General features: G+C 41.8%; 25 protein-coding genes. 12 read left to right on the top strand and 13 right to left on the bottom strand.

The annotated features are described in order from the left end of the window. Nucleotides 1–220 precede the first annotated feature (220 nt). On the top strand, nt 221–2,395 hold the full coding sequence (locus V7K41_RS15090) for a GumC family protein (protein ID WP_334849345.1): 2,175 nt from the start codon (nt 221–223) through the stop codon (nt 2,393–2,395). A 215-nt stretch (nt 2,396–2,610) separates the two neighbouring features. On the opposite strand, the gene V7K41_RS15085 is transcribed toward V7K41_RS15090, so the two are convergent. Beyond that, a complete protein-coding gene (locus tag V7K41_RS15085; protein WP_334849344.1) occupies nt 2,611–3,282 on the bottom strand; it encodes a rhomboid family intramembrane serine protease in 672 nt (223 codons plus the stop codon). A gap of 120 nt (nt 3,283–3,402) precedes the next feature. Next, entirely contained in the window at nt 3,403–4,122 is a 720-nt protein-coding gene (locus V7K41_RS15080) for a rhomboid family intramembrane serine protease (protein ID WP_334849342.1), read from the bottom strand. A gap of 236 nt (nt 4,123–4,358) precedes the next feature. On the opposite strand from V7K41_RS15080, the gene V7K41_RS15075 reads away from it, so the two are divergent. Further along, nucleotides 4,359–4,979, top strand: a complete 621-nt coding sequence (locus V7K41_RS15075; protein ID WP_334849340.1) for a tetratricopeptide repeat protein — start codon at nt 4,359–4,361, stop codon at nt 4,977–4,979. Nucleotides 4,980–5,371: 392 nt separating this feature from the next. Beyond that, the gene (locus tag V7K41_RS15070) at nt 5,372–5,719 is read left to right on the top strand and encodes an STAS-like domain-containing protein (protein WP_334849338.1); all 348 of its coding nucleotides are present in this window, start codon (nt 5,372–5,374) and stop codon (nt 5,717–5,719) included. 109 nt (nt 5,720–5,828) lie between these two features. Here the strand turns inward: V7K41_RS15070 and V7K41_RS15065 are convergent, their stop codons facing one another. From V7K41_RS15065 to V7K41_RS15050, 4 genes are all read right to left on the bottom strand, one after another. Then, complete coding sequence (locus tag V7K41_RS15065) at nt 5,829–6,050, bottom strand: YgiT-type zinc finger protein (protein ID WP_334849390.1); 222 nt, start codon at nt 6,048–6,050, stop codon at nt 5,829–5,831. Next, nucleotides 6,040–6,372, bottom strand: coding sequence for a DUF4258 domain-containing protein (locus V7K41_RS15060; RefSeq protein WP_334849336.1), 333 nt, complete (start codon nt 6,370–6,372; stop codon nt 6,040–6,042). Before V7K41_RS15060 ends, V7K41_RS15065 begins: the two co-directional genes overlap by 11 nt. A gap of 63 nt (nt 6,373–6,435) precedes the next feature. Continuing rightward, complete coding sequence (locus tag V7K41_RS15055) at nt 6,436–7,017, bottom strand: Uma2 family endonuclease (RefSeq protein WP_334849334.1); 582 nt, start codon at nt 7,015–7,017, stop codon at nt 6,436–6,438. Nucleotides 7,018–7,162: 145 nt separating this feature from the next. Continuing rightward, nucleotides 7,163–7,444 (bottom strand): ACP S-malonyltransferase, encoded by a 282-nt coding sequence (locus V7K41_RS15050; RefSeq protein WP_334849332.1) that lies wholly within the window; start codon nt 7,442–7,444, stop codon nt 7,163–7,165. Between the two features lie 106 nt (nt 7,445–7,550). On the opposite strand from V7K41_RS15050, the gene V7K41_RS15045 reads away from it, so the two are divergent. Next, nucleotides 7,551–8,216: a calcium-binding protein gene (locus V7K41_RS15045; protein ID WP_334849330.1), complete on the top strand. Its 666-nt coding sequence runs from the start codon at nt 7,551–7,553 to the stop codon at nt 8,214–8,216. A gap of 175 nt (nt 8,217–8,391) precedes the next feature. Here V7K41_RS15045 and V7K41_RS15040 read toward each other — a convergent pair whose 3' ends face one another. Further along, nucleotides 8,392–8,661 carry a ParE family toxin-like protein gene (locus tag V7K41_RS15040; RefSeq protein ID WP_229468384.1) on the bottom strand — a complete coding sequence of 90 codons (270 nt, stop codon included), beginning with the start codon at nt 8,659–8,661 and terminating at the stop codon, nt 8,392–8,394. Continuing rightward, entirely contained in the window at nt 8,658–8,888 is a 231-nt protein-coding gene (locus V7K41_RS15035) for a hypothetical protein (protein WP_334849326.1), read from the bottom strand. Before V7K41_RS15035 ends, V7K41_RS15040 begins: the two co-directional genes overlap by 4 nt. Nucleotides 8,889–9,169: 281 nt before the next feature. Here V7K41_RS15035 and V7K41_RS15030 point away from each other — a divergent pair, with 281 nt between their 5' ends. Both V7K41_RS15030 and V7K41_RS15025 read left to right on the top strand, forming a co-directional pair. Continuing rightward, nucleotides 9,170–9,370, top strand: coding sequence for a hypothetical protein (locus tag V7K41_RS15030; protein ID WP_334849324.1), 201 nt, complete (start codon nt 9,170–9,172; stop codon nt 9,368–9,370). Then, nucleotides 9,370–9,630 carry a type II toxin-antitoxin system RelE family toxin gene (locus V7K41_RS15025; RefSeq protein WP_334849322.1) on the top strand — a complete coding sequence of 87 codons (261 nt, stop codon included), beginning with the start codon at nt 9,370–9,372 and terminating at the stop codon, nt 9,628–9,630. Before V7K41_RS15030 ends, V7K41_RS15025 begins: the two co-directional genes overlap by 1 nt. 58 nt (nt 9,631–9,688) lie before the next feature. Here V7K41_RS15025 and uvrB read toward each other — a convergent pair whose 3' ends face one another. Next, nucleotides 9,689–11,686 carry an excinuclease ABC subunit UvrB gene (gene uvrB, locus V7K41_RS15020; protein ID WP_334849320.1) on the bottom strand — a complete coding sequence of 666 codons (1,998 nt, stop codon included), beginning with the start codon at nt 11,684–11,686 and terminating at the stop codon, nt 9,689–9,691. A 253-nt stretch (nt 11,687–11,939) separates the two neighbouring features. Here uvrB and V7K41_RS15015 point away from each other — a divergent pair, with 253 nt between their 5' ends. From V7K41_RS15015 to V7K41_RS15005, 3 genes are all read left to right on the top strand, one after another. Beyond that, complete coding sequence (locus tag V7K41_RS15015; RefSeq protein ID WP_334849318.1) at nt 11,940–12,392, top strand: hypothetical protein; 453 nt, start codon at nt 11,940–11,942, stop codon at nt 12,390–12,392. A 344-nt stretch (nt 12,393–12,736) separates the two neighbouring features. Continuing rightward, nucleotides 12,737–12,919, top strand: a complete 183-nt coding sequence (locus tag V7K41_RS15010; RefSeq protein WP_334849316.1) for a CsbD family protein — start codon at nt 12,737–12,739, stop codon at nt 12,917–12,919. A 556-nt stretch (nt 12,920–13,475) separates the two neighbouring features. Beyond that, entirely contained in the window at nt 13,476–14,114 is a 639-nt protein-coding gene (locus V7K41_RS15005) for a histidine phosphatase family protein (protein WP_334849314.1), read from the top strand. A gap of 12 nt (nt 14,115–14,126) precedes the next feature. On the opposite strand, the gene V7K41_RS15000 is transcribed toward V7K41_RS15005, so the two are convergent. Together V7K41_RS15000 and V7K41_RS14995 are read right to left on the bottom strand one after the other, a co-directional pair. Then, a complete protein-coding gene (locus tag V7K41_RS15000) occupies nt 14,127–14,303 on the bottom strand; it encodes a hypothetical protein (RefSeq protein WP_334849312.1) in 177 nt (58 codons plus the stop codon). Nucleotides 14,304–14,369: 66 nt separating this feature from the next. Continuing rightward, nucleotides 14,370–14,582, bottom strand: a complete 213-nt coding sequence (locus V7K41_RS14995; RefSeq protein ID WP_334849310.1) for a hypothetical protein — start codon at nt 14,580–14,582, stop codon at nt 14,370–14,372. 697 nt (nt 14,583–15,279) lie between these two features. On the opposite strand from V7K41_RS14995, the gene V7K41_RS14990 reads away from it, so the two are divergent. Then, nucleotides 15,280–19,002, top strand: a complete 3,723-nt coding sequence (locus V7K41_RS14990; RefSeq protein WP_442943194.1) for a two-partner secretion domain-containing protein — start codon at nt 15,280–15,282, stop codon at nt 19,000–19,002. A gap of 83 nt (nt 19,003–19,085) precedes the next feature. On the opposite strand, the gene V7K41_RS14985 is transcribed toward V7K41_RS14990, so the two are convergent. After that, on the bottom strand, nt 19,086–19,211 hold the full coding sequence (locus V7K41_RS14985) for a hypothetical protein (RefSeq protein WP_334849307.1): 126 nt from the start codon (nt 19,209–19,211) through the stop codon (nt 19,086–19,088). A gap of 187 nt (nt 19,212–19,398) precedes the next feature. On the opposite strand from V7K41_RS14985, the gene V7K41_RS14980 reads away from it, so the two are divergent. Beyond that, on the top strand, nt 19,399–20,526 hold the full coding sequence (locus tag V7K41_RS14980) for a succinylglutamate desuccinylase/aspartoacylase family protein (protein WP_334849305.1): 1,128 nt from the start codon (nt 19,399–19,401) through the stop codon (nt 20,524–20,526). 82 nt (nt 20,527–20,608) lie between these two features. Further along, entirely contained in the window at nt 20,609–20,812 is a 204-nt protein-coding gene (locus V7K41_RS14975) for a hypothetical protein (RefSeq protein WP_334849303.1), read from the top strand. Nucleotides 20,813–20,976: 164 nt separating this feature from the next. Here V7K41_RS14975 and V7K41_RS14970 read toward each other — a convergent pair whose 3' ends face one another. Continuing rightward, complete coding sequence (locus V7K41_RS14970) at nt 20,977–22,059, bottom strand: ATP-dependent 6-phosphofructokinase (RefSeq protein WP_334849388.1); 1,083 nt, start codon at nt 22,057–22,059, stop codon at nt 20,977–20,979. Between the last annotated feature and the right edge of the window lie 132 nt (nt 22,060–22,191).

Raw genomic sequence — 22,191 nt, 5'->3', positions numbered from 1 at the left:
TAACATTAAAAGAAGGATACAAGCTGAAAATAGTTTGGAGTCTAGAAAGCCACACCTTTAACTTATCTTTGAATTCATTAATGGAAAAATCTTAAAGATATCAACCGATATATACAGTAGGAAGTTGATAGCGTCCTTGTATCAAAGCCACTATCTTTAGTTTGGTGCTTCCTAAATTTTGAATTTTGCATTTTAAATTTTGAATTGGAGCGAAGCGACCATGACCCCACCAATTGTTAAACGCTATCTTATTGCTTTTGATAAATATAAGTGGATTGGACTAGCTAGTTTTGGTTTAGTTGTTGCCGGGTCAACTGTAGTAGCTATGCAACCAGAGCCACCTACTAGCTATATAGCATCTGGGGCACTTAGTTATAGTGGCCCGCCAGTTTCTTTCTCTACAACTGGTAATGAAATCCAACAGCAAGGAAAGGAACTGAATGAGGATGTTTTACTATCAAACCAGATAATTGCAGGCGTCGCAGAGAAAGTTGGTGTCAAACCGAAACAACTCGGTGCAAGTGTTGCCCTTTCTCTACCTAAAAAAAATGCTAAAAGTGGAGAATTAGAATCTCCTTTCTTTGAACTGAAATATGTAGATACTGACGCTAAACGAGCCATACAGGTATTGACAGAATTGATGCAAGCAATGGTCAAGGTGAGTAGTGACATCAATACTGGGCGATTACAAGCAATTATTCAAAAGATTAACGATCGCACACCACAAGCTAAACGGGAATTGCAAATTGCTGAAAAGAAGCTGGAACAGTACGATCGCGTAGAGCGAACAGCAATATTAGCAGCTGAGAATGGTAGCTTGTTAAGTGGCATTACTTCTAGCCAAAATCTACAACGGCAAATTCAATTAACTATTTCTGGGGTTGATGGTCAAGTTCGCAGTTTACAAAATAAGTTAGGCTTAACAGTCGGACAAGCTTATGTTTCTTCTGCTTTGAGTGCCGATCCAATTATTGGTAACTTACGAGCGCAAATTTATCAAAGTGAATCGCAAATCGCTGTACTCAGAAAAGATTTGCGGCCGGAACACCCAACGATGGTGCAGTTAATGCGTCAGAAACAAGCTGCTGAGGAATTACTACAACAACGTGCTGCTGAGGTGTTAGGTGGTGATGGGACGGCGGCTCCGCTTCAGGGTAGCGTTGCAGGTATTCGCACTCAAAGCAGCTTAGATCCAACACGCCAGCAATTGGCAAACCAAATGGTGGCTTTACAAACCCAACGAGAGACACTGCAACAACAACTAGCTCAAGAAATCCAACAAGAAGCGCGACTACGACGAGAGTATTCTCTGATACCCAATAAGCAATTAGAGCGATCGCGTTTAGAACAGGAGGTTGGACTCAAAAAAGCCATCTATGACCAAATGCAGGCGAAGCTAACCGATGCGAAAACCGCAGAGGCAGAAACTACTAGCAGCCTCAGCATTGCCAGACGCCCCGCAGTCACTCTCGATCCCAAACCACCAAAGAGTGTGCCTATTACCCTTGCTGTGGGCGGTTTCTTAGGTGTGTTGGTTGGTGGCGGGGTGATATTTTTGTTAGGAGCGCTGGAAGGGACTTTCAAAACCAGGGAGGATATCCGCGAGAGCCTCAAGCAACGAGAAGTGGTACTGTTGGGAGAATTGCCTTTAATGCCAGTTGATGATTTGGAGCCAGATGCTGTGCCGGTGGTATTTTCCCAAGATTCTCCTTATTTAGAATTTTATGAGAAATTCCGTAGTAATATGCGCCGGATTGGTGGTAAAAACTTAAAGGTAGTATTGATTACTAGCACCAGTAGCCTAGAGGGTAAAACGGCAAGTGCTTATAATTTGGGTATCGCTTCCGCCCGTGCTGGTAAAAGAACCTTAATTATCGAAACAGATTTGCGATCGCCTTCCCGTTGTACATCGTTGAAAGTAATTCCTGACCCTGAAGCCACTATTGAACCCCTACGTTATTACGCTAATTTGAGTGAATGTATTCGTTTAGTTCCTGATGTAGCAAATTTATACATTCTTCCCAGTCCTGGGCCAGTACGGCAATCCGCTGCTATTCTTGAATCCAGCGAAATGCGGCGGCTCATAGAAGATGTCCGCGAACGTTTTGATTTAGTTATTTTAGATACTAGTCCTCTCAGCATATCAAACGATCCTTTGTTAATTCAACCTTACAGCGATGGGATCGTATTAGTGGCGCGACCACATTATACACAAGAGAATATGCTAGCTGAAGCTATCGATCAATTGGTTGAATCTGAACTGGGGTTATTGGGAGCAATTATCAATGGTGCTGATATCATCGTTTCTGTACCTGAAGAAGTTGCAAAATCATCAACATTTACATCCGAAGTAGAAGAATCTGAAGAAGTTTCAGCGAGTGCTAACAAAAACTAATAGTTTTCAAATGTGGAAATTCTAACCCAGAGGATACGCAGAAGATTAATATCATGTCCAGTCAAAGACTTATCATTTATACCGCAGTTATTGCTGGGGGCAGGGGGAAAGAGGCTTTTGCGATTTTTGCACAGATCCGGTAATTATAAGTGATTAACCGGACTTGATATAAGAGGTAACAATTTTTTCGCTACGAGTTTTAGGAAATGCTGTATTTAGTCGCGCCGAAACAAGCCAAATATAGGAGCGAGAATTACCCCAAACACAAAACCACCGATGTGGGCCCAGTAGGCAACTCCACCAGTTTGCACGGTCATATTAGCGGCTGTTTGTAGAGTAGCAAGACCGGATATCACATTTTGCACAACGAAAAGTCCAATTATGACTAGTGCTGGAACTCTGATTGTGGTGATGAAAATCCCCAAAAATATTAAAGTCATGACTTGAGCGTGGGGAAAGCGGATAATGTACGCACCCAAAACTCCAGAAATTGCACCACTTGCTCCCAAGGAAGGAATCTCAGAATTCATCCCAATAAACCATTGGCACAAGGCAGCTAAAGCACCACACGCTAAATAAAAAATCAGATATTTGGCATGACCTAATCGATCTTCAATATTGTTGCCAAAAACCCAGAGAAACACCATATTCGAGATTAAGTGCCACCAACCGCCGTGTAAGAATTGTGACGTAAATAATGTTATCGACTCTCCACTTAAATTGGTGGTTAACTGTTGAGGCACTACCGCATACTCACCTAAAAACTGACTCAATTGTGCATGTGACAGGCTCACCTCGTGAATAAAAACTAAAATATTCATGCCAATTAACCCGTAGGTGAAATACGGGGTGATTCGCGTCGGATTTTCATCGTAGAGGGGAAACACAGGTGTTTTTCCTAAATTATTGACTAACTGCAATATAGCTTGTAAGGCTAGCGAAGGTTAAACAATTTCACCTATGAAATTAATCAGTATAATTGAGGGTAACAAAGATACTATGAAAAATTACTTGTACCAAGATTCTTCCTGAGATTTATCGCTAAATAAACCCAACAGTGGGCCGAGAATTGCCCCAAAGATAAACCCGCCTGCATGGGCCCAGTAGGCAATACCGCCATTTTCCATACCGATGTTGGTACGTGTTTCGAGGCTGGCAAGCCCGTAGAAGGCTTGTTCGAGAAACCAGAATCCTAAAAAGAAATATGCCGGGACACGGAAAGTTGGGAAGAAAAATCCTAAAGGTACTACGCCAAGAACTTCGGCGTTGGGAAAGCGGAGAATGTATGCACCCAGAATGCCTGCGATCGCACCACTCGCACCCAAAGAAGGAATGCTAGAATCTTGAGCGAAGAACCACTGGGTCAAGGATGCCAAAACACCGCAAGATAAATAAAACAGTAAATATTTAGCGTGACCTAACTTATCTTCAACGTTGTTACCAAAAATCCAAAGAAACAACATATTCCCAGCTAAGTGCAAGAAACCACCGTGCAAAAATTGGGAAGTAATCAAAGTTGCCCACTCTGGAACTGGTTGATGTACAGAGATGCCGCCAAAGCTTAAAGTCAGTTCTCGTGGAACTACAGCAGCAAGGTGTAAAAATCCATTTAATGCTTGTGGAGGAAGACTTGCTTCATAAAGAAAAGCGAGAACGTTAGCAGCAATCAATCCATAAGTTACATAAGGCGTGATTTTGGTCGGATTGTTATCTCTAATGGGAACCACAAGCGTTTTTTCCTGATTTTAAGACATCAATTCTACAGTACGGAATTTTATAAGTAGTTTCTTCTACCTCGTGGATGGATTTCAATTTGATATTTGAGATTTATTGTAGGATTTACCCGAAAGCAATAATTGTCATGCCATAATTTTCCAGTTAGGAAGAAAGCAGCTTGACTACAGTGCTGATTTTGTTCATCTAAGATGTTCCATAGGATGGTATATTCTAGGCTTGGCTACTCATGTTTTTTTCAAATTCTCTAGAAAATCAACTCCAGCGTTGGAACGAAACTATCCGCAATCAGCCGAAAAATCCTAATGCTTACATTCGCCGAGGCATGGTTAACTTTCAACTAGCCAAGATTGATGAATCTATTCAAGATTTTGACATGGCAGAGCAATTGGATGCCCGTATCAAACCCTACCTCTGGCAACGGGGATTATCGTATTATTATGCAGAAAGATTTGCTGAGGGCGCTGAACAATTTGAAATAGATTTGACAGTGAATGCTCAAGATGTAGAAGAAACGGTATGGCGATATCTCTGCATAGCTCGTTCGTTAGGTGTTGAAGAGGCGCGTAATTCTTTATTAAGTGTGAAAAATGACCCTCGGCGTATTATGGAGCGCGTATATGATTTGTATGCGGGAAATTGTACACCAGATGATGTGTTAACTGTTGGTCAATCAGAAGGGATAAAGGGAAATTTTTACAGTCATCTTTACTTGGGATTATATTACGAAGTTGAGAATAATGTTGATGTGGCTCAGGAATATATAGTTAAAGCTGTTGATAATTACAAAATTGATGATTATATGTGGTATCTAGCGCAGGTACACAAAAAATTGCGAGGCTGGATATAGTCGAGTATTAATGTCCTAAAGGATGCCTTTTTGAGCTTGGGGTATTATTGATATAAATTATTCACAATTATAGAAAATAAAAACCATTTGGAGTTGTCTTGCTGTTACTTGCCAAAACTCAGCCCCCAATTCTCTATGTACGCACAATCTACGACCATCCTCGTTATGTTGATAGACTTTTTAGAGACTGGTATGATATTACGCAACTTCCTAAAGACGGCTTAAAAGTTACAGTCAATTTTAACTATTGCAAATTTCTGGCACACATTGGTGTTGCGTTTTCGGGGACGCTAGTTAATATTGCCTTTCGATGTGATGAGTCCTACTACTGTCTAGCTTCTGAAGTTCCTCAACTCAGGAAGCGAATATTCTAGAGAGCGGGAGATGGAGAAATGGTATACAAAATTTACGATATTGTTGGAGAATATGCCATCACTGCTGATGGCGGACAGAAACTATATGACCAGATTCATCCACTTTTGCTAGCTGGCGAACCTGTAGAGTTGGATTTCACAGGCGTGAAAGTTTTTGCGTCTCCATTTGTGAACTTCGCCCTTGGTCAATTGTTGAAGGACATTCCAGCAGAGAAACTGAACCAGCTAGTTGAATTCACTTCTCTCAACGCTGATGGGTATGATGTTCTCGAACATGTAATGGCTAATGCCAAACGATATTACTCTGATGAAAAATATCGGACTGCTGTGGATACAGCGATCGCAAATATAGCTGTAACTCCTTGAGATATGGCGATTAACCTCAAGATCCAAGCTGATGTCATCAACATCAAAACTGATACTTCACAGCAAGGTTCAAACTGCACTTGGCGGTACAAATAGGCATTTTCAATAATTATGCTGCATAGTTGTACACAGGAACTTCAGTGAAGCGATCCGGCTCTTGCCCACTGAGGATAATTTGCTGCAAATGCTCTACAGTTGATGGAGAAAAAAATTGTTCTCCTGTTTCTTCATTCACGCGAGCAGGTACGTTCTCAATCATGAAGACCTTTCCATTTAGCTCTAACGTGTAAGTTACCTTTTTTTCAACTAGCGTTTCTTGCTCATGAGTCATTGTCACGATTTCTCCTTTGTGTAAAGTCTTCATCCCATCTCTGCGGGTCAGGTTCATACAGAGTAATAATTCTAACCAATGAACGAGAGGGATAACTACATTGAACGTGAATGGGTCTTCGAGCTTGAGTCAAACCACTAATGAGACAGCTTGGACCGTACTTATCATTTGGATAGTCTTCAATAACCTGTCCATTGGCAATCACCTTTCTGATTTCTTGAACCTGAACTTGCCGCAAGATCGATTGATCAACGGTGTGCTTGGAAAACTCAAATTGTTCCTCAGCAACTTTTTGACGGATTTCTTCGATAAGTGAGGTCATATAACTATTTTTTCATATCCGTCTGGCTCAGTATTGATGTTCTCCTCAGTGTATTTTATATTGCTACACATCTGTTACTTCGGTTTCAAACTGCACTTGGCGGTACAAATGGGCGATCGCTATTTCTACATTCACCGATTCCAGTCGCAATATATCGCCCAAACCATACTCCGACAACACCCATTTTCCCTGTTCGTTGCGCCGAAACACTTCCACACCCGGTTGAGCTACTTGTACTAAGACATATTCTTGCAAGGTTGCAGATTGGCGATATTTAGCAAACTTTTTTCCCCTATCGGCTGCTTCTGTTGAAGGTGATAACACTTCGATAATTAAACAGGGAAATTGTACCAATTGTGGATCGGTATCTCGCTCATCGCAAGTTACCACCACATCTGGATAAAAATACTTTTGCCCCGGTTCTACCTGCACCTTCACATCTACAATGTATACTTCACAGGAGCGCTCGGCTAGGGCATCATCTAAGAGCTTAAAGAAATTTGCAGAAATCCGATTATGGTTGCGTGTAGCACCACTCATCATCACAACTTCGCCATCCCAATACTCGTAGCGTTCCTCTTGGGTGGGTTCCCAAATCAGATATTCTTCTGCACTCATCAAAATGCGATCCGGTAAAGCAACCATCGGCGCGATCTGTTAATGATTCACTTTATTTAGGATAGCGAAAAAAGGGCATTCTCTTTATTGCTACCTTGACCAAGCACTAACGTGCTAGCATTTTATCTTGCAGATGATTAATGCGATCGCAATGAACGAATAGTTAACCACATTACGGGATGAAGATTCGCCTTGCACCTCGATAACTATCAATATTAAGCACAATTTCAATCAGACTTTCAACACACTGACCTCGATATTCAGAGTCGTTTAGCAGTCGATCGGCATTGCAAATCATGATTACGGGTAACGATGCTAAGGTATTTTCTTCACGTATGACTTGTTCGAGCGAATCTTTCCCTTTCATGCTGCGATTAGCTCTAAGCAAAATCATCTGATTTTCCTGAGCTAATCGCCAAACAACCCTGTCATCACTGTTGATCGATAAATCCATTTCTGCAAATGTGATAAGCTGACTTTTTCCCTGAACATCAATTAAGAAAGTTAGGAAAAAACAAAAATGGCAACTATCTACGGCACCACAGGTTCTGACACAAGAAATGGAACTTCGGGAAATGACACATTATATGGATGGGCTAGGGGTGGCAATGCTAATAGCCCGTCTTGGTAATGACACCCTGAATGGCAGCTTTGGTGACGATATCTTAAATGGTGGTACTGGTGATGACAGCCTTTTAGGTGGTGCTGGCAATGATAGACTGATTGGCAATAATGGCAACGACGTGCTGACTGGCGGCACCCGTAATGACACCTTAGAAGGTGGGGCAGGTGCTGACAGCCTTTTGGGTGGCGCTGGCAATGATAGCCTGATTGGCAATGATGGCGATGACGTGTTACAAGGTAATGTCAGTGATGACATTCTAGTTGGAGGCTTGGGCAGGGACATACTTGCAGGCGAAGACGGTAATGACGCCCTAGTTGGAGGCTTGGGCAAGGACATACTTACAGGCGGAGACGGTGCCGATAGATTTTACTTTAATTCCCCAGATGAAGGAATTGATACCATCACTGACTTCAATAACGTAACTGATAATGATCAGATTTGGATTTCCGCCGAAGGTTTCGGAATAGATATAGACTCTCTCGATGCGGTTACGACCAACTACAGAACAGGCGCACTGTTCGTTGAAGACACTCAGATTGCGACAGTTTCCTCTATTTTCAGCACATTCTCGATTTTTAGTCGTACCATCAACATTTTCTAGAAACCGTGTGTTAAGTCAACCACAACCGAGAGATTGAACATGTTGAGGCAAACTTCGTCGGATTGCCCCAACATACTGTGATGTACGCCTTCTATGAGCATAAGATTCACGTTAACTCCCAGCATTTTATCCCGCAGATGTTTAATGCGATCAAGCTAACGGTTGGCTGCTGGCGCTACAACCTCTGAAGCAACTCGTCATACTCTGCATGTGCGCCAATCCAGAACCAGTAAATGTGATCATCCTGCAACAAACCAAGAACGCGGTAGTCTAAACTAACACGAGCCGAATAGATTGGTTGGCGCTGGCTAACTCGTTTGAACTGAAGACTATTGTGGTAAGGATCTGAACGCCAAAGGGCATAGGCTTTGGCAGCTTGTTCTTGAACTGATGCAGGAAGTTCATCAAGTTTCTTACGAAATACCTTCGTAACACTTGACTTCATTGCTCAGAGGGAAAAACGTCAGCTAGAGGAGTGATGTCGTCAGCAGCAATTTCTTGCCGTACCATATCAGCTAGCCGATCCCACTGAGCATCTGTTGTAGATTCAAACTGAGCTTTCCATCTTTGCTCATCCTCTATCTCAGCAAGGAGACGAGCAGCGATCGCATCCTGTTCAGCAACAGGTAGACTTTTTAGTTGGGCGATCGCACGCTCAAGTAACTCAGTCATGGCTACCACACTCTAAAAATGTAAATGGCATCTTATCCATTATCACTTCTTCGTAGCAAGTTGAGCGCTTTGTCATCCAAGGGATAACTTTTCTGCGTGGGTTATTGCTAATTCGTGAGTATAAGATTCACGTTAACGTCCTAGCATTTTATCTCGCAGATGTTTAATGCAATGTGCAAGCGGTTTGTTATGCCGCCGCGATCGCCGCAATATGCCACAATAGCAGGTAAAACAGTAAGAGTAGTTCTCACTAGCCATCATCCCCTATGCAAGTCAAAGATATGACCATCGAAGAACTCAAGCTTCTGATTCAAGAAACTGTTGCCGAAACGATTCAATCTCTAATGGTTGATCCTGATGAAGGCAAACAAATAAAGCTACAAGTGAAACAGCAACTACTCGACTCTCTACAACGTACTCAATCTGGAGAACGTGGAATCCCTGCTGAGGAAGTAGCACAAAACCTGGGATTGTCCTGGTAATGAGCTACAAGATCGAATTTAAATCAGAGGCGATTATCGGGTTTGAAGCTCTCACCTCAACTATTCAAGAGCGCATCCTGCGTAAAATTCGCTGGTTGTCTGAGAACTTTGAGGACTTAACCCCTCAACCTTTGAGTGCTGATTTAAGCGGTTTGTTCAAACTCAGAATTGGGGACTACCGGATTATTTATTCCTTTGATACTGAAGCACAACTTATCACAATTCATAAAGTTGGGCATCGTCGTGATATTTACAATTAACAATCGGTCATCAGTGTCTTTTCAATCACACTCCAATTGAGGACTCAGTAGATTCACGTTAATGTCCTAGCATTTTATCTCGCAGATGTTTAATGCGATCGCGCAATTTTGCTGCCTCTTCAAATTCTAGTTTCTTTGCCGCCTCTTTCATCTGTGTTTCTAACAGAGTAATCAACCCTGGAATCTGTTCTAATGGCAGTTCATCTATATGTTCATCTACAACTTTCAAGTCAGTTGCATTTAACCGCCGAGATACATCTAAAAAAGCCAAAATCGCATTACTTGATTTTTTTACAATTGGTTGTGGTGTAATCCCATGCAGTCGATTATGTGCTGTTTGAATACCACGCCGTCTATCTGTTTCATCAATAGCTTTAATCATGCTACCTGTCAGATTATCGGCATACAAAATCGCCTGTCCCTGGATGTGACGCGCGGCTCTACCAATAGTTTGAATTAAGGAACGCTCGGTTCGCAAAAAACCTTCTTTATCTGCATCCATAATCGCCACTAGGGAAACTTCAGGTAAATCCAAACCTTCCCGCAGCAAGTTCACACCTACTAATACATCAAATTTCCCCTCGCGCAAGTTCTGCAAAATTTCAATGCGCTCAATAGAAGTAATCTCGGAATGTAAATACCGTACCCTTATACTGTGGTCTTGCAAATATTCGGTTAAATCTTCCGCCATCCGCTTAGTTAATGTGGTAATTAACACTCGTTCATGGCGATCGGCTCTATCTTTAATTTCTCCCAACAAATCATCAATTTGTCCTTCTGTGGGACGCACAGAAATTTCTGGATCAACCACCCCAGTTGGTCGAATCACTTGCTCAACTATATGGTCTTCAGAAACTTCTAATTCCCAATTTCCCGGAGTTGCTGAAACAAAAATACACTGATTCACCTTTTGCCAGAATTCTTCTGCTTTCAAAGGCCGATTATCAGCAGCGCTAGGAAGACGAAATCCATGTTCAATTAAAACTTTTTTTCTAGCTTGGTCGCCGTTATACATGCCGCGAATTTGTGGCACTGTAACGTGAGATTCGTCTATAACTAGTAGCCAATCTTTGGGAAAATAATCAATTAAACATTCTGGTGCTTCTCCAGCTTGTCTTCCTGCTAAGTGACGGGAATAATTCTCAACGCCGTTGCAATAACCTACTTCGCGCAGCATTTCTAGGTCATAACGTGTACGTTGATCTATGCGTTGCGCTTCTAATAGTTTCCCAGCTTGTTCTAAGTCTAGTTTTTGTTGTTTTAATTCGGCTGCGATGTCATCACAAGCTACTTCTAACCGTTCTTCTGGGGTGACAAAGTGACGTGCGGGGTAAACATTCACCGCTTCCAAACTCTTGAGAATTTCACCTGTCACCGGGTCAATGTAGCGAATCGCGTCAATTTCATCACCAAAGAATTCGACACGAATAATTCGGTCTTCATAAGCTGGGCCAATTTCTAAGACATCACCACGGACGCGAAATTTTCCCCGACCCATTTCTATGTCGTTGCGGCTATATTGAACATTTGCCAAATCCCGTAAAATTTGGCGTTGATTTACTTCCATACCTATCTGAAGGGGGATGGCAGCTTTCAAATATTCTGCTGGCATTCCCAAACCGTAGATGCAACTGATGGAAGCAACGACAATCACATCACGGCGTTCAAAAAGCGATCGCGTCGCTGAATGCCGCAACATATCAATTTCATCATTAATCGCCGCCGTTTTTTCAATATAAGTATCGGTGACGGGAATATACGCTTCTGGCTGATAATAATCGTAGTAGCTGACGAAATACTCGACTGCGTTATTGGGGAAGAAATCCCGCAACTCGTTACAAAGCTGTGCAGCCAGGGTTTTGTTATGCGCCAATACTAAAGTAGGCTTGCCAATTTTTTCAATAACTGCTGCTACCGAAAATGTCTTACCAGTTCCAGTGGCTCCTAGTAAAGTTTGGTAACGATTGCCTGATTGGATGCTAGCAGTTAGTTGTGCGATCGCTTGTGGTTGATCGCCTGTGGGACTAAAGGGAGCTTGAAGACAAAATTCTGTCATACAGTTTTGCTGTAAATACCCTATTTCATGGTGACGATTCCGCCTTGTATCTATTGTAGCTAACTTCTTAAATCAAATAAATAGTAATAATTATTTACAAAAATTATTGCTTTATATTTACTTATGTATTAGTTTTAAAGATTCTTATATCTATATGAGGTTTTTTAAGGTTAAACTCTAAGGTATATGGGAAAAAATTTCATCTTTCCTTAATTATTGTAAAATTCAGTTAACAAACTAGAGGTGTTCGTTTATGACTATTAGCAACGCTGGCAAAGCAACCAGTTCTCGGCAGAAGTATGCCAAGTCTACAGAGGAAGTTGAAAATCAACAAGACCAGAGCTTGAATGCAGATAAAGTCGAAGAAGTTACTGAACTGCCAGTGGGAGCTACCGGAACACTTGCCATTTCTGGAATTCGTCCCATAGGCGCTAGCGACTTAGAAGTTGCTGAACACCTCTCAATTGCTGGGGTGCGTCCCGTTAGCACCAGTACGTTAGAAGTAGTTGAAACCTATAATGCAATGGGTATTCGTCCAATTGGCGCTAATACATTCCAAGTCGTTGAAAGTATCAATCTCTCTGGAATTCGTCCAGTTGCCTCAAGTTCATTGGCAATTACAGAAAGTTATTCCACCTTCGGGAATCGTCCGATAGCACCAAATGAGATTGACAATTCTGAAAGCCTGATGGGTTTTTTAGATTAAACAAAAAACATCCCCATAACTTTATTAACCCATTTTCTATACGAAACTGGGTTTTTTTATTTAAAAAGTAAAAATTACCATCTGTGACATTTGTTCTATGTCTTTTAGCATAGGTAACTAAACTATTCTCACTTTATTTTATATTCAACCAACAGCCAGAACGCTTACTACAACTAACTTTCTTAATTACGAATTACCAATTACGAATTACGAATTATTGAATCTGCCTTGTGGTGGAAGGCTTTAGCAAAAACTTTAAGTTACTATGTAAAGGTAATAACAAAGAGTTTCAAAGTTAGTTTATAGCTTTGAAATTAATTTTTAATTGAATCAGGAGTATCAAAATGAGCATAGAAGATCGCGCAAAGGCTGCTGCTAAAAATGTTGAAGGTAAAGCCCAAGAAGCATTAGGAAACGTCACTGGAGATCCAGAAGATAAAGCCGAAGGTAAAGCAAAGCAAGCCGAAAGCGAAGTACGTCACGGCATTGAAGACGTGAAAGATAATGTAAAGAAAAGCATTGACTAATAATTTATAGTTTTTTTTGCAGAAACTTTAGGGATATAAATGGGGTGGATTCCATTTTTGCAAGAAAAAATTACGAAACGTTAAATATTCAATGCTATGTACCTTTATTCTTTTCTTAGCAAGTTTTGAAAGTAAAGCACTAGCTTGATTGACAGAAATTTTATAGAGACGTAATTAATTACGTCTCTATGTTTGTTTATGCTTAATTTATTCTTAATTTATTTTTATAATTATTATAACTATAAAGCAATAGAATTCAGAATGAGCAACAAAAACCTGATGTAGAGATGCGTATCGCTTCTTGAAAGACCAATCACTTTTAACTAAACTGGATCAATATTCTAAAGTTAGAACTTACACACTCAGATACCCCAACCTCCTTTAAAGTAATTTTCCGTTGCAAATCTGTCTACGACGAGCGTAGCTATAACAACTTTGCTTTATCTGAAAATCATTTCAAATATCAAAAATTGTAGTAATATACCACAGGCATTAACTATCTTCAGCTACATCTGATTGTTAGCGCTCTTAAATTCACAATCGATGAGAACGTACCGTGAACCTAACTCTTTATTTCCTCCGTCACGGACAGACAGAATGCAGCCGCAATAATTCCTTTTGCGGTTCTATAAACTCAGAACTCACTCCAGAAGGCTTGGAGATGGCAAAGACTTTTGCAGACACATATAGTTCTATGGATTGGACAGCAATATTTTGTAGCCCAATGCAGCGAACTGTATTGACAGCAAAACCTTTGTATCAAGCAATAGGGATAGAACCACAACTTAGGGATGGTTTGAAGGAAATCAACTATGGCTTGTGGGAAGGAAAAACCCCAGAAGCAATTAGCCGTGAATATCACGATGATTATATTCGCTGGTCAGCAGATCCCGCGTGGAATGCGCCAAATGGTGGAGAAATGGCGGTTACAATTGCTTATCGTGCCTTGCAGGTAATTGAAGAAATCAAGCAAAATTACAGTAGTGGCAATGTTTTAGTGGTTTCACACAAGGCAACTATCAGAATTCTTCTGTGTAGTTTACTAGGGATTGATGTCGGACGCTTCCGTTTTCGTTTGGGATGTCCTGTTGCTTCGGTCAGTATTGTAGAATTTACCTCACATGGGCCGCTGTTAAAGGTTTTGGCAGACCGTACTCATTTGGATGAGCGGTTGCGAAATTTACCAGGGACATGAGGAAGTTGGGAGTTAGGAGTTATTATTTTTCCCTTGCTTTCTTTCACTCTCTGGCTCAGTATATTTGCATAAAACGTTTATCCCAATTTTAAAAATATATAACACGACAATTGTTGCGATCGCACCATCAATCGGTATTCCATGTGCAGCAGCAACAATCACCAGTGAACCAATAACACTATTAAACAAAGAAGCACTACCAGGGTTTTTGGTATATTCCGTGATTTTGCCCCGTAAACCATCATTTCCACAAATTTAAGTGCGGATTTCATCGAGAGTTAGCTGTAATAGCGATTTACCCTTGCCATAATCTGTTTTGCCGAACTTGTCTTGCCAAAGTGCATCAAAACTCGCTTCCAAATCACCGTTGTGTTGTTGCAGAGTAGTCAGTGCTGGTTGCATTGAAGTATCGCCTTGAAGAAGTTGCTGAACTTCTTGAATTTCGGCTGGGGTTAATTGGGGATTCATGCTATTTACGATAATCGATATCTCCTAGAAAATTACCTAGAGAGAGTTTATTAGTTCTTGAATCAACGATCGCAGTTATAAGTGAATGTCTTGTCGTCACCAACATTACAACCTTAAGCCTTAAGGTTACGACATTAAGCCTTAAGGTTACGACATTAAGCCTTAACATTACAACATTAATCACCAGCATTATAAGATTAAGGCTTAACGTTACGACATTAAGCCTTAATATTACAACTTTTTGACAAAAACTTATGCGATCGCTCTTTAGGGTAGTGCGCTGTATGCGATCGCTAGCAATGCTTAAACAAAACTTATAAATGATTCGATGTTGGCAAAAAATCTTGCACCTAGCGACCTGGAAATTGCATTTTCGCAAAACAGGCCAACACAAAGAAAACCCTTTCTTCAATTAAGTAGAACGGCGTAAATATTTGTAGTTGGCATGAGGCAGGAGGCAGAAGGCAGGAGGGAAAAGATTTTAGCCTCATTTATCTTTCTTAACATATTTGTGTTTTTTCCCACCGACTTACTTACAAATTATAAATTATTCTTTCGTGGTGTCCAAATTGCCTCGCCCACCTCTCCAGCGCACTCCTCACCCGTCACCTCGTGCTAAAGTGCCAATTGTACAGCATTACAACTTGGAAAAATAAGACTAGTCACACGGTGGAGTTACTGATTTCTTGGGGGTGCTATGTCAGGGATAACTCAAAATTGGCGGTGTTGCTGTAGTAGGTTTGTAATATCAGTTAGTTGCTTGGTGGGAAGTGTGTTAATTGCTTCCTTGCAAGAGCGTGTTTTTGCCCAAATTACCCCGGATGGAACCTTGCCTAATAACTCTAGCGTTACAAGGGATGGGAACATCTTCAATATTACTGGAGGAACTAAAGCAGGAAGTAATTTGTTTCACAGCTTTGACGATTTTTCTGTTCTTCCTGGTGACACTGCTTCTTTTAATAATGCTGTAGATATTCAAAATATAATTAGCCGAGTTACGGGTGGGTCAGTTTCTAAGATTGATGGGTTAATTCGCACGTTGGGTACAGCTAATCTGTTTCTGATTAATCCAAATGGGATTATTTTTGGCCAGGGTGCGAGGCTGGATGTTAAAGGTTCTTTTGTAGCGAGTACAGCGAATGCACTGCAATTTGGAAATATCGGATTTTTTAGCGCTACTGCGAAAAATATCCCTTCACCGTTGTTGACTATTAATCCTTCAGCATTGCTGTTTAATCAGATTAATCAAAACGCAGCGATTCAAAATAACTCAGTTGCATTCGCAGGAAAAGATCCAGCAGGCTTTGATGCATTTGGTTTACGAGTGCCAGAGGGTAAGAGCTTACTGCTGGTGGGTGGTAATGTCAGCATGGATGGGGGGCAATTAAATGCTTATGGTGGGCAAGTTGAGTTAGGAGGATTGGGCGAACCTGGTACTGTCTTGCTGGGTGTAGATGGCGATAATCTCAGCTTTAAATTTCCTGATAATGTTGCGCGAACTTTGGTATCCCTTACTAACCAAGCTGCAATATACGTAGAAGGCGCTGGTGGCGGTAATATTGCAGTCAATGCCTCTAATCTAGAGATATTGGGAGGAACTGTCCTAAGTGCTGGTATTGGGCAAGGTTTGGGGACATCTGAAACTCTTGCAGGAGATATTACGCTTAATGCTACCGGGGAAATCAAAGTTGCTGGCACTGGGAGCAGAGTTGGCAATCTTGTGCGTTTGGGGTCACTTGGCAATGGGGGCAACATTACTATCGATTCTGGTTCCTTCTCGTTACAAGATCAGGCTCAACTTGCAGCCTTAACCTTTGGACAAGGGAATGCAGGGAATGTGACAGTGCGGGCAGGAAATGCTGTTTCTCTTACAGATAATGCTTACATCTTCAGCACAGTGTCAGCAGGGGGTGTAGGTAAGGGAGGTAATATCGACATCAATGCTGTAACACTATCACTAATTGATGGCGCTCAACTGCAAACCTCTACTCGTGGTGCATCTGCAACAGCGCCAGCAGGACGGGGCGATGCGGGGAATGTGAGAGTGCGGGTAACAGATGCTGTTTCTCTTGCAGATAATGCTTCCATCCTCAGCACGGTGGAAGCAGGGGGTGTAGGTAAAGGTGGCAATATCGACATCAATGCTGCAACACTATCACTAATTGATGGCGCTAGCCTGCAAACCTCTACTCGTCGTGCATCTGCAACAGCGCCAGCAGGACGGGGCGATGCGGGGAATGTCAATGTTAATGTTACAGGTATTGTTAATATTGCTGGGGATTTTAGTGGGATTTCCAGCCGTGTGGAAACGGGGACAGTTGGCAATGGGGGTAACATTACTATCGATTCTGGTTCTTTCTCTCTAAGTGATGGCGCTCAACTTGCTGCCTCAACTGAGGGACTTGGGAATGCGGGGAATGTGAGAGTGCGGGCAACAGATGCTATTTCTCTTGCAGATAATGCTTACATCTTCAGCACAGTTGAATCAGGGGGTGTAGGTAAAGGTGGCAATATCGACATCAATGCTGCAACACTATCACTAATTGATGGCGCTCAACTTGCTGCCTCAACTGAGGGACTTGGGAATGCGGGGAATGTGACAGTGCGGGCAACAGATGCTGCTCTTGCAGATAATGCTTACATCTTCAGCACAGTTGAATCAGGGGGTGTAGGTAAGGGAGGTAATATCGACATCAATGCTGCAACACTATCACTAATTGATGGCGCTCAACTGCAAACCTCTACTTCGGGACTTGGGAATGCGGGGAATGTGACAGTGCGGGCACGAGATGCTGTTTCCTTTGCAAACAGTGACATCCTCAGCACGGTGGAATCAGGGGGTGTAGGTAAGGGAGGTAATATCGACATCAATGCTGCAACACTATCATTAATTGATGGCGCTCAACTGCAAACCTCTATTAATAAAGCATCTCCAACAGCGCCAGCAGGACGGGGCGATGCGGGGAATGTCAATGTTAATGTTACAGGTATTGTTAATATTGCTGGGGAGAAAAACAATTTTTTTAGTGCGATTTTCAGCAGTGTGTCAACGGGGACAGTTGGCAATGGGGGTAACATTACTATCGATTCTGGTTCTTTCTCTCTAAGTGATGGCGCTCAACTTATTGCCTCAACTGAGGGACTTGGGAATGCGGGGAATGTGAGAGTGCGGGCAACAGATGCTGTTTCTCTTGCAGATAATGCTTACATCTTCAGCACGGTGGAAGCAGGGGGTGTAGGTAAAGGTGGCAATATCGACATCAATGCTGCAACACTATCACTAATTGATGGCGCTCAATTGGTAACCATTACTCGTGGTGCATTTGATACCCAGCCAGCAGGACGGGGCGATGCGGGGAATGTCAATGTTAATGTTACAGGTATTGTTAATATTGCTGGGGAGAAAAACAGTCTTTTTAGTGCGATTGGCAGTTTGGTGGAAACGGGGACAGTTGGCAATGGGGGTAACATTACTATCGATTCTGGTTCTTTCTCTCTAAGTGATGGCGCTCTACTTACTGCCTCAACTTTTGGACAAGGAAATGCAGGCACAATTAAAGTTAATGCTGCTGCTAATGTCACCATTTCTGGTAGCAGTTCAAACTTTAACACTGGCTTGCTCGTTAACTCCCAAAGTCCGACGGGTACTGCTGGTGATATAATCGTCGCCTCACCTAGAGTTACCTTAGACAACAGTGGCAGACTCAACGCTGAATCTGCATCGGGTAACGGTGGCAACATCAACTTAAAAACTGATTTACTGCTTCTGCGTCGTGGCGCTTCCATTTCCACCACCGCAGGCACAGCAGAAGCTGGGGGTAATGGTGGCAATATTAATATTGATGCCCGGTCAGGCTTCATCCTCGCTGTGCCTAGTGAAAATAGTGACATCACTGCCAATGCTTTTACAGGCAGTGGTGGAAGAGTGGATATCAAAACCTTTGGCATTTATGGTATTGAGTTCCGTGAAAGTCCAACTCCCTTAAGTGACATCACTGCTAGTTCAGAATTTGGTATACAGGGCACTGTAGAACTAAACACACCTGAGATAAACCCCAACAGTGGCTTAGTTGAATTGCCAACAATACCAGTTGACACCAAGTTAGCTCAAGGTTGCTACAGTCCAGGTTACGCCCAAAACCGATTTGTGATCACTGGACGCGGCGGTTTACCACCCAATCCCAAAGACATTCTCACTCCTGATACGCCACAAATAGATTGGGTGTCTCTTAAACCCCGCAACAACAACCGTTCCTTACCACCTGTTACCAGTAAAACAACTACCTCTATCCCCAAACGCATTGTTGAAGCAACAGGTGCGACGCTAAACGCTTTTGGACAAATCGTCCTCAGTGCTAATTCATCCACCGCTACTCTTAATACTTCCAGACAGAACCCAATTCAATGTCATGGTAGCTAAAGTTACTCAGACTTTTGCTGCATCCTGCCTGCTTATGTTGTTCAACAGCTTGACAACTACATCCAGCAGGGCGCAGACAGTAGTCAGCGTACAACTACCCCAAAACAATTCTCCTTCGCTTCTGCAACTCCCGCCAGCGCTATCCAACCACCTTCACCCAAAATACCACCAACACCTTCTCTACCACCGCAATTTCCGCCTCTATCCAAACTATTCCAACCTGATCAACGACTACCGACACCAGATGAACCACTCCCCGATACATCAAAAATCTTTACTGTTAAACAGTTTGAAGTCATTGCTAGTAAAGTATTCAGCCGATAAAAGTTGACTGAGGTAGTAATCAATAGCCACATCTACAGTCATAATTTACTTAAATCATTACCGAATTATTTCATGCTGCCAGTTATTGAAACTATTGTCTTACGTCAAATGGCTTCGGGCGATCGCCTATCCTTACAAGTATACAAATTCATCGGCGCTCAACCTGGTAAAAAGGTTTACATTCAATCTAATCTGCACGGTGCAGAAATCGCTGGCAATGCCGTTATTCACCAGCTAATTGAGTTTTTATTAACAATAAATAATACAGATTTAACCGGAGAGATTTGGCTGCTTCCCGTTTGTAATCCAATGGGTACGAATGAACGCGCTCATCATTTTTCCCCTGGACGTTACTGCATTTACGAAGCCAAAGACTGGAATCGCATATTTTGGGACTACGAGAAAGAAGCTGATGATTTAGTAGCTTTTACGAAATCTCAACTACATATTGATCTAGAGGTCGTTCGACAAAATTATCTAACTATAATTAAGCAGCAATTTGCGAAAATTTTAGAAAAAATTAATTCTCCTAGTGCAGTGCCATACACTGAGCTTTTTGGCTATAAGCTACAAAATTTGAGTTTAGATGCAGACTACTTAATTGATTTACATAGTTCTACCAATCAAGCGTTAGACTACGTTTATTACTTCCAAAATCGAGAAGACAGTGCAAAATACTTCCTACTTGATTTTGGAATCTTACTTGATAAATATGATGGTGATGCTTTTGATGAAGCTTTTATCAAACCTTGGTTAGCACTGGAAGCTTGTTTTAAAGAGTTTGGTAGAGAAATCAAGTTTGATGTGGAAGCTTGGACACTGGAATTAGGAACAGGAATGCAAATGAACCCTGATTCAGTCGCTAAAGGTGTACGGGGTGTGAAAAACTATTTAGCGCAAAAAGGTGTACTGCAAATTCCTAATTTATCGAATGACACGAAAACCCATGAAATGACCTTTGCATCTAGCAGCAACCGGAAAAAATATTATGCGATCGGAGGTGGGATGATTCAATCCAGAATAGCATTAGGTAGTTTTGTAAAAGCTGGGGAAAAATTGTATCAAATTCTCAGTTTTAATAAAGAAGGTCAATTACCTAATGTAATTGATGTCTGCGCTCAACAAGATGGATTGGTTTATGATGTCGCAACCAATCAGGCTGTAAATGAAGGCGAATTTGTACTAGGAATTGTAAGTTAGGGCATAGCAAATATACTTAGCGATTAGAAGGTTATTGTAGGGGCTAAGATTGAGTTGTATCGGTATATAAGAGAGAATAATTATGCTAAATGCGGTAGAGTTTCAAGCAAAAATCCAAAATGGTTTAATTCAGATTCCCGATGAGTACAAACAAGAACTCGGTGAAGGAGATGATATTAAAGTAATTGTTTTATTAAAGAAAAAATCATCGTTAAAAAAAGACATAATTGATGAATTGACTGAGAATCCTGTTCAAGTTAGAGCACGTTTTGCCCTCATCCCCTAACCCCTTCTCCCAACTTGGGATTCGGGGAACTAGAGAATTTGCTCCCCTCTCCCAAAATTGGCAGAGGGGTTGGGGGTGAGGGTCAAACCTGGAAAGTTCGCCAAATCTAGCTTATTACGTTAAGTTGACACCAATGAGCATTGCTGTGTTCCTACTTTGTATGTTTAGTCTCCTAAATAAATACCCATACCACGGGCGGTTTTAACCAAAGTACCATTCGGATCGACAGCGCTATATTGAGCGATCGCTTCTGTAATTGGTACACTTAATACTTGGCGATTTTGCCATGTTACCATGCGATCGTATTTACCCTCTGCAATCAGATTAACCGCGGCTACGCCAAAGGCTGTTGCAACTAATCTATCCAGTGGTGAAGCAGTCCCACCCCGTTGAATGTGTCCTAAAACTGTGACTCGCGTTTCTACATCAATATGCTGAATAATTTCATCGGCTAAGTATTCGCCAATTCCCCCGTATCGAGATTGACCTAAGCGATTTGTAATCGTCACATTTTCGCCGCCTTGGGTACGAACTGCTTCGGAAACAATAATCAAACAATAGTTTTTGCCTTTTTCTTGGCGTTCTTTGATTTTGTGGCAAATGTGTTCAACTGTATAAGGGATTTCGGGAATTAAAATTACATTTGCTCCCCCCGCAATTCCCGCAGCTATTGCTATGTGTCCGGCATCACGCCCCATTACTTCCAAAATCATAACTCGGCTATGACTTGCAGCGGTAAAATGTAACCGATCTAGTGCTTCTGTGGCAATATTTACTGCTGTATCAAAACCAATGGCGTGTTCGGTAACGCCAATATCGTTATCAATGGTTTTGGGAATACCTACTAGATTAATACCACCTTGTTGAGCGAGGCGACGCAAAATTGCCAAACTACCATCGCCACCGATACCAATCAAAGCGTCTAAACCTAGTTGATGATAACCTGCAATGATTTCTTCGGAGCGATCGCATAAACTTCCATCCGCCATCGGAAAGGCAAAAGGGTCGCCTTTATTGGTTGTCCCCAACATTGTGCCACCCGCAGTTAACAACGAGTCAACTCGATCGACTTCCAGCTTGGTGAATTGTGGCGGCCGCGCCATTAATCCTAGAGTCGCTTGACGAATTCCCAAAACCTCCCAGCCATAGGTATTTACAGCACAATTTACTACAGCCCTAATCACAGCATTTAAGCCAGAACAATCACCTCCACTCGTAAGAATTCCTATGCGTTTGGGTTCTCCCACATTTTTTATTGACATTTTGATCCAAATGTATATATTAAGCAGTCGATGAAAATTAAGCCAAAGTTAGCAGCAGATTAAACTTAAGCAAAAGTCCTCCCTATTAATGCCAAAGTAATTTTATGTTTCTTTTGT

The sequence above is a fragment of the Nostoc sp. genome (assembly GCF_036917415.1).
In the GTDB taxonomy this organism is placed as follows: Bacteria; Cyanobacteriota; Cyanobacteriia; order Cyanobacteriales; family Nostocaceae; genus Nostoc.
This window is presented reverse-complemented; position numbering and strand designations above follow the sequence as displayed.

Coding starts and splice junctions, on each gene's coding strand:
- V7K41_RS15090 (WP_334849345.1), top strand. CDS start 221: ATGACCCCACCAATTGTTAAACGCTATCTTATTGCTTTTGATAAATAT.
- V7K41_RS15075 (WP_334849340.1), top strand. CDS start 4,359: ATGTTTTTTTCAAATTCTCTAGAAAATCAACTCCAGCGTTGGAACGAA.
- V7K41_RS15070 (WP_334849338.1), top strand. CDS start 5,372: ATGGTATACAAAATTTACGATATTGTTGGAGAATATGCCATCACTGCT.
- V7K41_RS15065 (WP_334849390.1), bottom strand. CDS start 6,050: ATGACTCATGAGCAAGAAACGCTAGTTGAAAAAAAGGTAACTTACACG.
- V7K41_RS15060 (WP_334849336.1), bottom strand. CDS start 6,372: ATGACCTCACTTATCGAAGAAATCCGTCAAAAAGTTGCTGAGGAACAA.
- V7K41_RS15055 (WP_334849334.1), bottom strand. CDS start 7,017: ATGGTTGCTTTACCGGATCGCATTTTGATGAGTGCAGAAGAATATCTG.
- V7K41_RS15050 (WP_334849332.1), bottom strand. CDS start 7,444: ATGGATTTATCGATCAACAGTGATGACAGGGTTGTTTGGCGATTAGCT.
- V7K41_RS15045 (WP_334849330.1), top strand. CDS start 7,551: ATGGAACTTCGGGAAATGACACATTATATGGATGGGCTAGGGGTGGCA.
- V7K41_RS15040 (WP_229468384.1), bottom strand. CDS start 8,661: ATGAAGTCAAGTGTTACGAAGGTATTTCGTAAGAAACTTGATGAACTT.
- V7K41_RS15035 (WP_334849326.1), bottom strand. CDS start 8,888: ATGACTGAGTTACTTGAGCGTGCGATCGCCCAACTAAAAAGTCTACCT.
- V7K41_RS15030 (WP_334849324.1), top strand. CDS start 9,170: ATGACCATCGAAGAACTCAAGCTTCTGATTCAAGAAACTGTTGCCGAA.
- V7K41_RS15025 (WP_334849322.1), top strand. CDS start 9,370: ATGAGCTACAAGATCGAATTTAAATCAGAGGCGATTATCGGGTTTGAA.
- uvrB (WP_334849320.1), bottom strand. CDS start 11,686: ATGACAGAATTTTGTCTTCAAGCTCCCTTTAGTCCCACAGGCGATCAA.
- V7K41_RS15015 (WP_334849318.1), top strand. CDS start 11,940: ATGACTATTAGCAACGCTGGCAAAGCAACCAGTTCTCGGCAGAAGTAT.
- V7K41_RS15010 (WP_334849316.1), top strand. CDS start 12,737: ATGAGCATAGAAGATCGCGCAAAGGCTGCTGCTAAAAATGTTGAAGGT.
- V7K41_RS14995 (WP_334849310.1), bottom strand. CDS start 14,582: ATGAATCCCCAATTAACCCCAGCCGAAATTCAAGAAGTTCAGCAACTT.
- V7K41_RS14990 (WP_442943194.1), top strand. CDS start 15,280: ATGTCAGGGATAACTCAAAATTGGCGGTGTTGCTGTAGTAGGTTTGTA.
- V7K41_RS14980 (WP_334849305.1), top strand. CDS start 19,399: ATGCTGCCAGTTATTGAAACTATTGTCTTACGTCAAATGGCTTCGGGC.
- V7K41_RS14975 (WP_334849303.1), top strand. CDS start 20,609: ATGCTAAATGCGGTAGAGTTTCAAGCAAAAATCCAAAATGGTTTAATT.